Annotated in this window: 12 protein-coding genes and 1 pseudogene; 5 read left to right on the forward strand and 8 right to left on the reverse strand. The window is 41.2% G+C overall.

From position 1 onward, the window contains the following. Window positions 1-36 precede the first annotated feature (36 nt). A complete protein-coding gene (locus tag MuYL_RS14865) occupies window positions 37-1218 on the forward strand; it encodes an AIR synthase related protein (protein WP_094571317.1) in 1182 nt (393 codons plus the stop codon). Between the two features lie 314 nt (window positions 1219-1532). After that, window positions 1533-1914: pseudogene (locus MuYL_RS23880) on the forward strand (sterol desaturase family protein). A gap of 110 nt (window positions 1915-2024) precedes the next feature. Here the strand turns inward: MuYL_RS23880 and MuYL_RS14880 are convergent. After that, complete coding sequence (locus MuYL_RS14880; RefSeq protein WP_094571320.1) at window positions 2025-5360, reverse strand: TonB-dependent receptor; 3336 nt, start codon at window positions 5358-5360, stop codon at window positions 2025-2027. 430 nt (window positions 5361-5790) lie between these two features. On the opposite strand from MuYL_RS14880, the gene lpdA reads away from it, so the two are divergent. Beyond that, the gene (lpdA, locus tag MuYL_RS14885; protein WP_094571321.1) at window positions 5791-7179 is read left to right on the forward strand and encodes a dihydrolipoyl dehydrogenase; all 1389 of its coding nucleotides are present in this window, start codon (window positions 5791-5793) and stop codon (window positions 7177-7179) included. A 99-nt stretch (window positions 7180-7278) separates the two neighbouring features. On the opposite strand, the gene MuYL_RS14890 is transcribed toward lpdA, so the two are convergent. Next, entirely contained in the window at window positions 7279-7809 is a 531-nt protein-coding gene (locus tag MuYL_RS14890) for an RNA methyltransferase (RefSeq protein WP_094571322.1), read from the reverse strand. 118 nt (window positions 7810-7927) lie between these two features. Continuing rightward, window positions 7928-9085 (reverse strand): galactokinase, encoded by a 1158-nt coding sequence (locus tag MuYL_RS14895; protein ID WP_094571323.1) that lies wholly within the window; start codon window positions 9083-9085, stop codon window positions 7928-7930. A gap of 159 nt (window positions 9086-9244) precedes the next feature. Between MuYL_RS14895 and MuYL_RS14900 the strand changes: the two genes are divergently transcribed. Continuing rightward, window positions 9245-9538 carry a YciI family protein gene (locus MuYL_RS14900; RefSeq protein ID WP_094571324.1) on the forward strand — a complete coding sequence of 98 codons (294 nt, stop codon included), beginning with the start codon at window positions 9245-9247 and terminating at the stop codon, window positions 9536-9538. Between the two features lie 98 nt (window positions 9539-9636). Here MuYL_RS14900 and MuYL_RS14905 read toward each other — a convergent pair whose 3' ends face one another. After that, the gene (locus tag MuYL_RS14905) at window positions 9637-10500 is read right to left on the reverse strand and encodes an aldo/keto reductase (protein WP_094571325.1); all 864 of its coding nucleotides are present in this window, start codon (window positions 10498-10500) and stop codon (window positions 9637-9639) included. A gap of 136 nt (window positions 10501-10636) precedes the next feature. Here MuYL_RS14905 and MuYL_RS14910 point away from each other — a divergent pair, with 136 nt between their 5' ends. Continuing rightward, complete coding sequence (locus MuYL_RS14910) at window positions 10637-11071, forward strand: DUF6526 family protein (RefSeq protein WP_094571326.1); 435 nt, start codon at window positions 10637-10639, stop codon at window positions 11069-11071. 57 nt (window positions 11072-11128) lie between these two features. On the opposite strand, the gene MuYL_RS14915 is transcribed toward MuYL_RS14910, so the two are convergent. From MuYL_RS14915 to MuYL_RS14930, 4 genes are all read right to left on the reverse strand, one after another. After that, a complete protein-coding gene (locus tag MuYL_RS14915) occupies window positions 11129-11656 on the reverse strand; it encodes a DinB family protein (RefSeq protein ID WP_094571327.1) in 528 nt (175 codons plus the stop codon). Window positions 11657-12025: 369 nt separating this feature from the next. After that, window positions 12026-12514, reverse strand: coding sequence for a cupin domain-containing protein (locus MuYL_RS14920; RefSeq protein WP_094571328.1), 489 nt, complete (start codon window positions 12512-12514; stop codon window positions 12026-12028). A gap of 1 nt (window position 12515) precedes the next feature. Next, complete coding sequence (locus MuYL_RS14925) at window positions 12516-13844, reverse strand: MFS transporter (protein WP_094571329.1); 1329 nt, start codon at window positions 13842-13844, stop codon at window positions 12516-12518. Between the two features lie 161 nt (window positions 13845-14005). Continuing rightward, window positions 14006-14767, reverse strand: a complete 762-nt coding sequence (locus MuYL_RS14930; protein ID WP_094572963.1) for a tetratricopeptide repeat protein — start codon at window positions 14765-14767, stop codon at window positions 14006-14008.

The following is a 14767-nucleotide window of genomic DNA, read 5'->3' on the forward strand; positions in this document are numbered from 1 at the left end:
AACGTTTTTTTTGCCGCAAGACAGTATATTTGACCCATGAATTCTTCTCAAAGGTATGACCAACGGGGTGTATCGGCCTCAAAGGATGATGTCCATAATGCCATAAAAAATATTGATAAGGGAATTTTTCCAAAGGCATTTTGCAAGATAGTACCCGATATTTTAACTAACGACCCGGCTTACTGTAATATTATGCACGCTGATGGCGCGGGCACCAAATCATCACTGGCTTATACCTACTGGAAAGAAACCGGTGATATTTCTGTTTGGCGCGGCATTGCCCAGGATGCTATTATCATGAACCTTGATGACTTGCTTTGTGTAGGCGCCACAGATAACATTCTTTTATCGTCAACCATTGGCCGCAATAAAAACCTGATCCCCGGAGAGGTTATTGCCGCTATTATAAACGGAACCGAGGAGATCCTCGCCGAACTTAGGCAAGCAGGTATAGGCATTTACTCCACCGGCGGCGAAACTGCCGATGTTGGTGACCTTGTGCGTACCATTATTGTGGACTCAACAGTTACCTGTCGCATGAAACAGGACGATGTGGTCTCTAATCACCGGATCCAACCCGGCGATGTAATTGTCGGGCTTGCGTCATCCGGCCAGGCAACCTACGAAAAAGAATATAACGGCGGAATGGGCTCAAACGGCCTTACATCCGCCCGGCACGATGTTTTTAACAAAACCATTGCGGAGAAATATCCTGAAAGCTACGATGCCGCAATCCCTTATGAACTGATCTTCTCAGGCAGTAAAAACCTGACCGATTTAATTGATTTAGGCAATGGGCAAAGCATCACAGCCGGTAAACTTGTGCTATCGGCCACCCGTACCTATGCACCTATCATCAAAAAAATGCTGGATGCCCATCGCAATAACATACATGGCATGGTGCACTGCAGCGGTGGCGCACAAACCAAGGTGCTGCACTTTATTGATAACCTGCATATCATAAAAGATAACCTTTTCCCTGTCCCTCCGTTGTTTAACCTGATTCAGCAGGAATCAAAAACAAGCTGGCAGGAAATGTACAAAGTGTTTAATATGGGGCATCGCATGGAACTGTATGTTCCGCAGGAAATTGCTGAAGATTTGATAAAGATCTCACAAAATTTTGGAGTAGCGGCGCAGATCATCGGGCGCGTTGAAGCTGCTGATAAAAAGCAGGTAACTATCCACTCGGAGTTTGGGGAGTTTGTGTATAATTAAACAAAAAAGCTATGCTACGATTGCTTTTGTCACAATCGCCGTTAACCTTATGGGCGGTGTTTTTGGCAGAAAACCTTGCAGTGACAGCAATAGCTTTGTTTGCGGGATGGGCTACACTAGGCTTGCTTAAGAAAAGAACAAAAAAAGCTACATGGACGGAATGGCGTATTTGTATAATCACCAACCTGATTAATACAGCCGTAACGTTTTCAGGATTCTGGATGTGGAAACACAATTACATCCAATTTAGCTTTGACCTGGACTGGCGCGTAATTAGCGATTTTTTTGTGGTCCTCATGCTAATGGACCTGGCCATGTACGTGTTTCACTACCTAGTCCACCATTCGGCATTTTATAAGATAATTCACCAGTTTCACCACCAGTATGAGCATCCAATTCCTATCGATTTATTCGTGCTTCATCCTCTTGAAACGGTAAGCTTTGGTATTTTATGGCTGGCTGTTATCTCTCTATACAGTTTTAATTTCTATGCCATCTTATCTGACTGTAAATGTCGTTTTTGGTATAACCGGGCATTTAGGTATTGAGCCGCTTTCTATCAAAACCCGTAACAAGCCTCTTTTCAGATGCCTGGGTACATCTTCTTTTCATCACACACATCACGTCGACGTAAACCACAATTTCGGTTTTTACACTAACTTATGGGACAAGTTATTCAAGACCTATAAGGACTAATACAACGTGGCTCCTTTTTTATTGTATCGCTATTTCAGGACGAGACGCACATTTAAAACAAAAAAGCCCCGGCAAATTGCCGGGGCTTAATAATGCGGTTAAAGATAATATTAATTAAATATATATCTTAAACCTAACTGACCTTGCCAGCGTGATAACTGACTGGTTCCGTTAACAAATGATTCGGTAACCGGTACTCCCTTAGCAGCATTCAGGTAAGGGAATGAATAAGTCGGCCTGCCTGTAGCGGCATCAAGACCTTTGTAGTTTAATAAAGTTACACTACCAAAGTTTACACCTGTGTAGGTGGTTTGATAGTTACCCCAGTTTTTGTTAAGGAAGTTGCCAACGTTGATCATATCAAAGCTAACCTCAATGGTATTCTTTGATTTACCAACCTTAACATAAAAATCCTGAACAATTTTTAAGTCAACTCTTTTAAAGTATGGTAAAATTACACCATTACGGGCAGTAAACTCACCTCTGTGTTTGCTTAAATATTTATCCTGGTTAATAAAGTTATTTAACTGAGACCATTGTGTTGCTGCATCACGGGTATCAATAGGACCTTTTGTAGGGTCGGTATTGTTAGGTACCAGGATGATATCACTTTGTGATTTTGGAACAAACATCAGGTCGTTGGTTGCACCGTCATTATTCGGGTCACCACCTGTGATGTAAGATACTGCACCGTTATTGGCCATTTCAAATAATAAACCTACTGAAGTAGCAGCGTGGCCTGCATAGTCTTTTTTATAGAAAACTGAAGCAATTACACGGTTTGGCTGAACGTAAGAGCTGTTTGAAAGATTATCAGCATTTGGGTTACCTGCAACATAACGGGTGCTCCAGATAGTAGATGCAGTTGAACCGCCGTCGTTTACATCTTTAGCGCCGCTGTGGGTATAAGCTACGTTAGCATAAATACCATTGCTAAACGATTTCTGTAACTGACCGGTAACAAAATATGAATACCCTTTGCTGGTGTTAGTCATATAATATAACCCGGTGATAGACGGATTTTGCGCAGTGGCTGCTGCCGCTGCAGGGGTGATATTTTTTGATGTATATCTGATTTGCCCTTCAGGACCGGCAAGGGTGGTGAAACTATTTGACAATACTAAGTTTTGGTGATAGATAGCATTGATATCCTTGGTATAAGCACCTTCCACTGTTGCTATAATTCCACCAGGTAACCTGTGGTCAATCGCTAAATTAGTTCTCCAGATTTCAGGGTATTTTAAGTTAGGATTAGCAACATCCAATTCGTACGATGTGTTTGCAGCAACTGCACCCGGAGCCGGACGGTTTGCATTTACATTAGGATTGAATATTAACTGAGCATTTTGAGCTGGTGTGTTACTTGCCACCCCTTTAGTAATAGTACCAGAGCTAAATAATAAACCATTATTTGAAGCCTGGTTTGAGATCCAAACAAAAGGAACAGTACCTGCAAATATACCTGAACCACCACGCACCTGTGTAGTTTGGTCGCCAAATACATCCCAGTTAAAACCAACGCGTGGAGATACCAAAACCCTGTTAGATGGCAGTTTTGAAGGATCAACATGAATACCATTGGCATAACCACCCTGGAAAGTTAATGCAGCTGCATTATTATTTTGGGCTAAGCTTGTTGGGAATACGTCATAGTCAGCTCTTAAACCATAGGTTAAGATAAATTTATCAGTAACGTGGTATTTATCCTGTACATAAACGCTAAAAATAGAAGCTTTGATCTTAGCGTAAGGGAATGCGCCGCTAGGTAATGCTGAGTAACGGTAAGCATAGGAAGCAGCCGGTGCACCTGAAAGGAAATCTGCTGATGAATTGAATGTATACTGTCCGTTATAATCAGGAGCAAAACCATTGGTGTAGCTTTGGATCTGGTCATTAGTACCGAAAGTAATCTCGTGTTTACCTGCGTATAAGGTTAAATCATCAGAGAACTGACCGATGTTTGTATTTAACAAGTTTCCGGCAGTATAAAGCTCATAACCAAAGCTGGTGGTTAGCGCTGAAATTTTACCTGTTGTTGCGTCAAACTGTCCGTTACCAATATCAACCATTGGGATAGCAGAACTTCCTGATGATGCACGAAAATCGCGTAAAGCTGAATAGCCAACAGTTAATCTGTTCGACAGTTTGTCATTTATACGGGTATCAAGCTCAACTATGCCGATATTGAAGTTATTGTTAATACGGTAACCTGCGCCAAAAAACGGCAGCGTATTTATACCGGCAGAACGTGTTGGCGTATTAACACCAATAGTACCAGAGTTACTTGGCGGTTGATCAGCATATGATTTCAGGTAGAAATATTTAGCGCTTAATACGTTGTTCTTGTCAATATTCCAATCAATTTTAGCAGTCAGCTTGTTACTGTAAGTAGCAAGGTTATAACCCTGGTAAGCACCCGGATTATAGCCATAATCAGTGATCAATTTATTTTTGATCGCGTCAAGCGTAGCAGCGTCGGCCAGTGAAACGTTACCGCTTGCGCCCGATCCTGTAGCTACGTAAGATGAATAGGGCTGGCTGATACGTTCTTCTTCACCTGAAACAAAGAAAAATAATTTATTTTTAATGATCGGACCGCCTATGCTGGCACCAACCTGGTGATAGTTAAAGGGCGTTTTAGTTATTTGCGTGCCTGCTGCATTGTAACCGGTTAAACCAGTGCTGCGCAGATAATCATATACAGTACCTTTAATTGTATTAGTACCTGATTTTACTACCGTGTTAACACCGGCTCCGGTAAAGTTACCCTGCCTAACGTCAAACGGGGCAATATCAACCTGGATCTGGTCAATCGCATCCAATGAAATTGGCTGTGAGTTGGTTTGTCCGCCCAATGTACCTGATAAACCAAAAGAGTTGTTAAACAAAGCACCGTCAACAGTAATGTTATTAAAGTTGCTGCTGCGGCCGCCAAAACTCAAGCCGTTTGCTGAAGGCGTAAGCTTTGTAAAATCGGCAAGTGAGCGGTTAATGGTTGGCAGGTTTTCAATCTGCTGGCGGTTAATCGTTTCACGGGCACCGGTACGCGATGAATTGATCACTTTACCCTGTGATCCCCTGATCACTACTTCGCCAAGTGCGGTAGTGTTGTCTTCCAGTCTGGTATCCAACTTTTGATCCTGACCGATCGAAAGCGTAATATTTTCCTGGATATTGTCTTTATAACCAATAAAGGTTACTTTAAACGTGTACGGACCACCCACCCTTAAGTTAGGTAAGTTGAAACGGCCATCGGCACGCGTTACTGTTGAATACACTGTACCGGTTGGTATATGTGTAATTGAAACCGTTGCTCCGGGTATAGGGCCTTTGTTATCGGTAACGATACCGTTAACACTGGCGGTTGTAACACCCTGGGCTGATACATCTTTACTGATGAAAAATGTAATCCCGGCAAGTAAAATAAAAAGTAAAAACTTCCTCATACAATCTTTTTTAATTTAACACCTGATTAATTAATTTGGTGCAAAGATACTTTATCGCCCGATTGCCAATATTAATTTTATGTTAATATTTATTATATATTTTTCAACAGTAACTACTTATTTACATTGAAATGAAAATAGAACGAGATAAATTTCATAAAATGTGCATTTTGAATGGTAACTATTAATATTTAGTTAAACTACGGTTTTTATAGATATTATGATTTGCCGTTTACAATTAGCTTTGGTGTTAATTTTAACATTTGGTACCTTTTAGTTAGCTTTGGCTCCGAATTTAGAACGCCGGCGGCAGCACCGCTCAATAAATGAACATAAAATATTTATTTTCGTTAAAAGGCCAGGCTTATAAGTTATATTCTCAAAAAAAACAAAAAACAAAAGGTCATTTTTAAAACGTTATAATCAAAATATGAACTACGATTTAATTGTTATAGGTTCCGGTCCGGGTGGGTATGTAGCTGCTATCCGTGCTTCACAGCTTGGTTTAAAAACTGCAATAGTTGAAAAAGAGTCGCTTGGCGGTATCTGCTTGAACTGGGGATGTATCCCAACCAAGGCTTTAATAAAAAGTGCCGAGGTGTTTGAATACATTAACCATGCGGCTGATTATGGAATAAAAGTGGGCAGCAGCGAAATTGATTTTGAAGCCATGGTGAAAAGAAGCCGCGGTGTTGCTGATGGTATGAGCAAAGGCGTTCAGTTCCTGATGCGCAAAAATAAAATTGACGTGATTATGGGTACCGGCAAGCTGAAAAGCAAAGGTACCGTTACCGTAACCGGTGCAAACGGCGAAGCGCAGGACATTACCGCCAAACATATAATCTTAGCAACCGGAGGCCGGTCGCGCGAGTTACCTAACCTTAAGCAGGATGGTAAAAAAGTAATTGGCTACCGCCAGGCTATGGTATTACCAAAAAAACCTGCTTCAATGATTGTAGTTGGCTCAGGCGCTATAGGCATTGAATTTGCGTATGTGTATAATGCTATCGGTACCAAAGTTACTGTGGTGGAATTTTTAGACAATATAGTACCCCTTGAAGACGAAGAGGTTTCAAAACAACTATCACGCATACTTAAAAAGCAGGGCATTAATATTATGACCGGTTCAAACGTTGAATCGGTTGATAGCAGTGGTGATATTTGCAAGGTGCAGGTAAAAACTGCAACCGGTACTGAAACACTTGAAGCGGAAATCGTATTGTCAGCTGTGGGGATTTCAACCAACCTGGAAGGGATTGGACTTGAAGAAAATGGCATCCAAACTGACAGGGGTAAAGTTGTTGTTGACGATTACTACAAAACCAATGTTGATGGTGTTTACGCTATTGGTGATATAGTTAAAGGCCAGGCACTTGCACACGTTGCATCGGCCGAAGGTATTATTTGTGTTGAAAAGATTGCCGGATTAAACCCGCATCCACTGGATTATAACAACATCCCGGGTTGTACTTATTGCTCACCTGAAGTTGCATCGGTTGGTTATACTGAAAAAGCGGCAAAAGCTGCCGGTTACGAAGTTAAAGTTGGTAAATTCCCATTCTCAGCTTCGGGTAAAGCCAGTGCTGCTGGTGCAAAAGATGGTTTTGTTAAATTAATATTCGATGCTAAATACGGTGAGTTTTTAGGAGCCCACATGATAGGCCACAACGTTACCGAAATGATTGCCGAGGTAGTTACCGCACGCAAGCTGGAAGCAACCGGCCATGAGATCATTAAATCTGTTCACCCGCACCCAACCATGAGCGAGGCTGTAATGGAAGCCGCAGCTGATGCTTACGGCGAGGTGATCCATCTGTAGTATATTATCAATGGTTCATAGTTCATAGCAGGAGTTAATTCAGCGGTGAACTATGAACCATTTTTCTATTTACGATTTCCTGCCTTGAACAATGAACTGCTAAAAAGACATCTTTGAAAAAAAGTCCCACAAAACTATCCCGGCAGATACCACAATATTAAAGGAGTGTTTGGTACCAAACTGCGGAATCTCTAAACAAGCGTCAATTTTCTGCATTACCTCCTCACTTACGCCGTTTACTTCATTTCCAAAAATCAGTGCATATTTTGCATCTTTTTCCGGTGAAAATTCATTCAGCATGGTGCTGTTATGCGCCTGCTCAACAGCTATAATAATATAACCTTCTTCACGCAATTGGGCTACTGCACTTAACGTGGTTTCAAAATACTTCCAACTTACTGATTGAGTGGCTCCTAACGCCGTTTTTTCTATCTCGCGGTGCGGCGGGCAGGCTGTTATGCCGCAAAGACAAACCTGCTCAACGGCAAACCCATCCGAAGTACGGAATATTGAACCAATATTATGCATGCTCCGCACATTATCCAACACCACAGCAACCGGAAATTTATCCATTGCTTTAAACTCCGCCACGGAAGCCCTGTTCAGTTCATCGAGTTTTAGTTTCTTCATTAATGGGTGTATGGGTTGTTGTTGCAAAGATAATAAAAGAGAATAGCCCCTCGGAGAACAGCGATTAGTTAATTCCTTATAAAAAAACTAATCTACAGTCTCGGGTCACTCCTCCCGGCTATCCCGCCAACTCCACTACCCCATCGCCAATCAACGATCTATAAACTGACGGCGCATAGCCGATTTTATCCGTATAATAAGCAGTAACTTTTTTACTGAAGCTTTCAAATGCACTTTCTTTAACCAAAGCTATGGCGCACCCGCCAAATCCGGCACCCGTCATACGGGCGCCAACAACGTCGCTATCCGTTTTGCAATATTCAGCTACGGCATCTAATTCTGCCCCGCTAACTTCATATAAATCACGCAACGAATCATGCGATGCATACATCAATCTGCCGAATTCCTCTAATTCATTTTTGCTAAGGGCCACAGCGGCTAGTTTAACCCTATCGTTTTCTTCAATAACGTGTTTGGCACGTTTATATATTACCTCATTGGTAATTAAACCACTGTACTTATTAAAAGTTTCCGTATCAATATCACACAAGTTATTGATATCCAGTTCCAGTTGCAAGGCCTGTAAAGCAGCCTGGCATTCCTGCACCCGTTCGTTGTATTTCGATTCGGCCAGTTTACGTGGCTTGTTGGTATTTATAATAGCCAGGATATATTCACCCAGGTTGCTGTCCACCGCCTGGTAATCAAGGGTGTCGCAATTTAACATCAGGGCTTTGTTCTTTTCACCAAAGGCTACGGCAAACTGATCCATAATGCCGCAATTAACCATTATGAAGTTATTTTCAACCGATTTGGATAGCTTTACCAGGTCGAGCTTTGAATATCCCCCTTTCATCAGGTTATTTAACGCAAAGGCTGTAACCACTTCTATAGAAGCTGATGAAGACAAGCCTGAGCTGATAGGAATATCTCCATAAAAAAGCATATCCAGCCCCACTACCGGGTGACCATCTTTTAAAAAATAATCAATAACACCAAGTGGGTAATTAAACCAATACTCTGCAGTTTTACCGTAATCATCCTGAACCGGGATATCCAGCTTATCATCAAAATTTAAACTCCTGAACCTGAATACCCCATCGTTATTGGGCGATACCAGCAAATAAGTACCAAAAGTGATGGCACAGGGCATTACCAGCCCGCCATTATAATCAATGTGTTCGCCTATCAGGTTTACGCGCCCCGGGCAGAAATAAGCGTTTTCGGCCTCTTTATTGTATAATTTATTAAACTCCTGCCTAAGAAAGTGGTTCATTTATTGTTTAAATTGGTTGTAGGAGCAAATATGCAAAAAATGTAATATTAACAGTTATTATTCTTTTTTATTTTCAGGATTTGTTAACTGTTTTTTTTTAAATTAAACATCGCAAAATTATTTTGTTAACTAAATATAAACCAACTAAATAGCACACCTATGAATCAATATCTTGTTACCGGTTACGATTTTACCGATGCTGATGCGCTGCAACGGCGGATGAACGTACGTCCCCACCACCTTGATGGTGCTGCCGAACTCAAAAAAAACGGAAACTATATTTTAGGTGGCGCCATATTAAATGATGAAGGGAAAATGACAGGCTCAGTGATGGTGCTTCAATTTGAAACTGAAGAGGAATTGGAAGCATGGAAATTAAGTGAGCCCTATATTACCCAGGGGATTTGGGAATCGGTAGATGTAAAACCTTTTAAGGTTGCCAGTGTGGGCTAAACGCTTTTATATTAAAGCAGCGGTATATAGACAAAACTCTTTTCCCTGGCCGCCAAAAAATAAGATCTTTTGGCGGCCGGGTGAAGAATAACTGGAGCTTATTTCGGATCGATGCCGTTCAGCTCCTGGATATCATCGGGAGTAAGTTCAAGCGATACCGAATTTATATTTTCTTCCAAATGATCAACGCTGGAAGTCCCGGGAATAAGTAATATATTATCTGAATGGTTCAGCAACCAGTTTAAAGCAACCTGGTGAACCGTAGCACTATGCTTATCAGCTATTTGCTTCAGTTTTTCCTGGCTGGCAACGTTACCTGCATTTAGCGGAAACCATGGAATAAATGCAATATTATGTGCTTTACAGTATTGCAGCACATGCTCCCATTTGCGGTTATCTACGCTATACATATTTTGCACAGATACCACAGGAAAAAACTCTTGTGCTTTTTTTATAACATCTACGTCAACTTCTGATAAACCGATGTGCCTGATCAATCCTTCCTCCTGCGCCTGCTGCAAAAACTCAAAACTTTGCTCTGCAGGAACAATGGGATCTATCCGGTGTAATTGATAAAGATCTATCCGGTCCAGTTTTAATCGTTTAAGGCTGCCCTCAAGCGCTTTTTTTAAATGATCGGGCTTTGCATTTATGGGCCATACATCAGGGCCGGTACGCAGCAAACCACCTTTGGTTCCAATAACAAGACCTTCGGCGTAAGGATACAACGCCCGGGCAATTAATTCTTCAGATATATGTGGACCATAGCTGTCAGCGGTATCAATAAAATTCACACCCAGCTCTACCGCCCGTTGTAATACTTTTATAGCTTCGGCTTCATCTTTTGGCGGCCCCCAGATCCCTTTCCCGGTTATCCGCATGGCGCCATAACCCATTCTGTTGACAGTTAAATCTCCGCCTATCGTCAAAGTCTTTTCGAATGTAATCAATGAATTATTCATGTCTGATTGCGTTTTGATTAAAAAACATTAACGCTACATCCAGTTAATTGTTCTAAATCCGGGGATTAAAAATTTCGTTTCAGGTCGTTCCTAATAAATTTAATAAGTAGTACCTTGGCTTAAAAAACCAAAAAAGATGTTAGAACAAAATAGTGCTCACCATGCCCGTTATGTAAAAGGTTACCATATCATATTAAGCGCCTTTTTACTCATTGGCACGGTTGCTTCTATTGTAAATATTTATTTACAATGGGCGGCACATTATGATATGCTGAATTCTATTTTAATTACTATTTTGTTTGTTTGCGGCCTTATAACGGGCTATTATGTACGCCAGTTTCCATTAAAGGCACAGGACAGGGCCATTCGTGCCGAAGAAAACCTAAGGCACTTTATTTTAACTCACAAAGCCATTGACAGCCGTGTAACCATGAGCCAGGTTATCGCTTTGCGTTTTGCATCAGATGATGAGTTTATTGTACTTGCAGACAGGGCTGCGAAGGAAAGTCTATCTCCTGCAGAAATAAAAAAAGAGATTAAAAAATGGCGGGCAGATCATCACAGAATGTAGTATTTAAGGGCCGGTTATGAAGTTAACATAACCGGCCCTTAAATAATTCACAATATGTTAAAATAACATTTCGGGCGGCGGTGTTACGCCTTTCAAACGCAGGTACACAGTTGTTTGGCCCCGGTGATGCGTTTGGTGTTCAAACCCTTTCCCAAATAGTTCAAACTTAGCCATGTCCTTTCCGGCAAATTTTGTAGTTTCCTGCAATTGTGCCGGGGTCATGCCCTGCAGGGCACTGATAGCAAAATCGTAGCTATCCATTACGGCTTTTGTAGTGGCTTCTTTTGTTTGGGCAATGGTTTTTTCTACTGATACATCTTTACCAAGCGGGCTCGCTTTACCGCTTGCCATTGCGCAAAAAAAGTAATTGGCGTCAGCAAGGTGAAGCATTTGGCCCGCAAACGAGCGCATTTCGGGCGTTGGTTTAAACGCGAACCCGTCTTCCGGCATGGCATCCAGGTAAGCTTTGGTGTATGCCCTGGCACGGGTAAACTCCGCCACAAGCTGCGCCTGTGTAAATTGTGCGTAAACCGAACTGCAGGCAAAAGTTACCAGCATAGTTAGTACTAATGATAATCGTTTCATGGTTTTAATTTTTATTGGTTGATAATCGGTTGGTTTTGCTGTGGCAATGTAAAGCTGCGCAGGGTTATCGCAAGCTAATTAACGTAAATTAGATATAGACATTAATGGAACATGCTTATTATCAGTTACTTACATGTAAGTATTTCTTTATAAAAAGCAAATGCACTGATAATCAGCATGTTTCACTGTGTTCCGGGTGTTCCGCATGCAAAAATGGAACGCCCTGGCGGCATGAACTTACAAACTTACCTCATCTAAAACTATGGCTACACACGGTTGCAGAGAGGTTTAGATGTTAGGCAAACTTTTGCTTAAATCGAACTCAGCTTAATTATGATTTAAAAATAATCATTTTTAACAAATTTACAGTTACCTGCAAAATTTATTAATCAGATTGTTGTGCAGTGGATATAGCGCTGCCATCTTGTGTTTATTTCCCATTTCAAATTCATCAAAATCAAACCCGGGTGCTACGGCACAGCTTGCCAGCGTAAATCCCTCTCCCGATGGAATCTCTGCCGCAAACCACAACCCTGCTTTGATAACAACAGACAGAAAGCCTGTATCATGGTCAGAAAGCTCAAGTAATGAATAGGTACCATCATAGTCAATAACATGAATATGCAATGGACTTCCCTTATGAAAATACCAGATCTCGTCAGAAGCCAATCGGTGAAAACCTGAATAATCTGAACCTTCCAGCAAATAATAAATGGAAGTGCAGGCTTGTTTTATTTTGGAAGATGTTTGCGTTATAACAGCCAGTTCTGACCGAAAAATCTCTTTATAATAACCACCCTCCGGATGAGGCTGCAACCCTAAGTAATCGATCCAATACGACGCAGTTTGCTTAATCATATTAAACAGGGATAGCTATTTCATCTTTTTTCGCCTTCTTCTCGGCCAACATCAGTATGATCAATAAAAACAAACCGATGGCAAAAAAACCGTCAAGCGCCAGTGCCGAGTTTCGCATCTCATGCGTCCACGATTCAACAAAACCAAAACAAAATAAACCAACCACAATCGAAAGCTTTTCGGTAACGTCATAGAAGCTAAAATACGATGCGGTATCGGGGATGTTAACCGGCAAATATTTGGAGTAAGTTGACCGGGACAAAGACTGCACCCCTCCCATTACCAGGCCCACTATAACGGCAGCAAAGTAAAATTGGTGGGCATTAGCAACAAAGTAAACAGCGCAGCAAAGTATCGTCCAGATAGCAACAAGGGCTATCAGGGTTTTAACGTTGCCATATTTGGCTGATGATTTAGCAGTAATCAAAGCTCCTGCAACCGCCAGTAATTGAATGATCAGAATTATAGCGATCAACGATTCATCAGACATGTGAAGTTCCTTCGCTGCAAAATTGGCCGCCACCAGCAAAATGGTTTGTACACCAACTGAATAAAAAAAGAAGGCGGAGAGAAACCTTTTCAAAAGCGGCATTGTTTTTATCTTTTTAAAAACCTTTGCCAACTCTTTAAAGCCACCGGTAAATATATTATAGTTGTGCGCCCCCGCATTAGGAACGCCCCTGGGTAAGCGCCTGAAGGGTATAATAGCAAAACCTATCCACCATAAAAAAACGATTAAAAATGCGATCCGGGCAGGCAGGTATTCAACTTCTGTAATACCAAATAACTTTGGTTGTAATATCACTACAAAGCAAATCAACTGCACTACTATGCTGCCAATAAAGCCATAGATAAAGCCCTTTGCACTTACCGCGTCTTGCTGATCAACGGTAGCTATTTGCGGGAGGTAAGAATTATAAAACACGAATCCCCCGCAATAGCCTATTGAGGCCAGTCCATAGCAGATCATCGGGATCTCCAAAGGTTTACCTCTTTCAAAAAAGAATAAGCCGGCACATGCCAGGCTACCCAACCAGGTAAAAAATTGCAGGTATAATTTCTTATTACCACGGTAATCAGCAATAGAGGTTAATACGGGCAATATGGCTACCACAATTAAATACGAAAGCCCAAGAATATAGGTGGATAATACGGTGTTGATATATTGGTGTCCGAAAAAGCTCACCATATTACCGTTACTCGAATTGGCAGTTACGGCAACGAAATAAGCGGGAAATATGGTTGATATAATAACCATATTATACGATTGATTGGCCCAATCGAACATGCACCATGCCCAGATGGTTTTCTTATTATTTTTAGCTTCCATTCAGGCGTTAAAAATATATATTTTTTCAGGATGGAAGTGTAAAAATAACATCGAGTTCCAAATCGTTGTGATATGGTAATTAAATCACGTAAAAACATGCAGATGTGGGCTTAATGCACTGCTATAAAAAATGTTACCAGCATAAACAATTATACTTCCTTCTATATCCCCTTAGCATCCCCGGTCTTTATCCAGCCTTCATTCCCGTTCGATAGTTTTATTTTTATCCAGCCGTTACTTTCATCCAAAACAATCACTTTGGTTCCGTCATGAATAACAAACAAACTACCGGCCTTATCTACGGGGCCGCTTTTCACGGTAACCGAAGGGCTAAAGATTATAGCTTCCCGATTACCCTTAAAATAACTTACCTGCATGCAGGCTATAAATATGGTAAACACGCCAATCGCAAATAAAATAACGGCACCGTAAAACGAAGTTTTTTTAATGGCGACGGACATGGTAAAAAAGTAAAGCACCAAAATACCGGATGCCAATAAAACAAAGAGAATACTAATCCACGCTAAAACATCCGCCGAAACACTTAAAACAAATCCTCTCCACCATTTGGTAAGGAAGAATTCAGGCGCTTCATCTATTTTATCGGTGGTTTTTAAGTTTACAAAGCGAATGTTAAAATTAATATCTTCATCCCCGGGCGAGAGTTTATGCGCTTTGCCGTAGTAAAGCAAAGCCGAAGGTATATCCCCGTTTTTATAACTGGCGTTCCCTAAATTAAAGTATAGTACAGCCGACTCATAACCTGCATCAAGCACTTTTTTGTAATCGGCAAGTGCATCATTATACTGCCCCTTGTTATAACTGGCGTTACCCTTTAAAATCAGCGTTTTCGCATCATCTGCCCCAAAACTTAATGATGGGATAACAAATGCTATTAAAAGATATAATGCCCGCTTCAACAT

This window comes from Mucilaginibacter xinganensis (assembly GCF_002257585.1).
Classification (GTDB): domain Bacteria; phylum Bacteroidota; class Bacteroidia; order Sphingobacteriales; family Sphingobacteriaceae; genus Mucilaginibacter; species Mucilaginibacter xinganensis.

Bases quoted from the DNA above. Each gene is read 5' to 3' on its own strand.
- MuYL_RS14865 (WP_094571317.1), top strand. From the start codon at position 37: ATGAATTCTTCTCAAAGGTATGACCAACGGGGTGTATCGGCCTCAAAG.
- MuYL_RS14880 (WP_094571320.1), bottom strand. From the start codon at position 5,360: ATGAGGAAGTTTTTACTTTTTATTTTACTTGCCGGGATTACATTTTTC.
- lpdA (WP_094571321.1), top strand. From the start codon at position 5,791: ATGAACTACGATTTAATTGTTATAGGTTCCGGTCCGGGTGGGTATGTA.
- MuYL_RS14890 (WP_094571322.1), bottom strand. From the start codon at position 7,809: ATGAAGAAACTAAAACTCGATGAACTGAACAGGGCTTCCGTGGCGGAG.
- MuYL_RS14895 (WP_094571323.1), bottom strand. From the start codon at position 9,085: ATGAACCACTTTCTTAGGCAGGAGTTTAATAAATTATACAATAAAGAG.
- MuYL_RS14900 (WP_094571324.1), top strand. From the start codon at position 9,245: ATGAATCAATATCTTGTTACCGGTTACGATTTTACCGATGCTGATGCG.
- MuYL_RS14905 (WP_094571325.1), bottom strand. From the start codon at position 10,500: ATGAATAATTCATTGATTACATTCGAAAAGACTTTGACGATAGGCGGA.
- MuYL_RS14910 (WP_094571326.1), top strand. From the start codon at position 10,637: ATGTTAGAACAAAATAGTGCTCACCATGCCCGTTATGTAAAAGGTTAC.
- MuYL_RS14915 (WP_094571327.1), bottom strand. From the start codon at position 11,656: ATGAAACGATTATCATTAGTACTAACTATGCTGGTAACTTTTGCCTGC.
- MuYL_RS14920 (WP_094571328.1), bottom strand. From the start codon at position 12,514: ATGATTAAGCAAACTGCGTCGTATTGGATCGATTACTTAGGGTTGCAG.
- MuYL_RS14925 (WP_094571329.1), bottom strand. From the start codon at position 13,844: ATGGAAGCTAAAAATAATAAGAAAACCATCTGGGCATGGTGCATGTTC.
- MuYL_RS14930 (WP_094572963.1), bottom strand. From the start codon at position 14,767: ATGTTGAAGCGGGCATTATATCTTTTAATAGCATTTGTTATCCCATCA.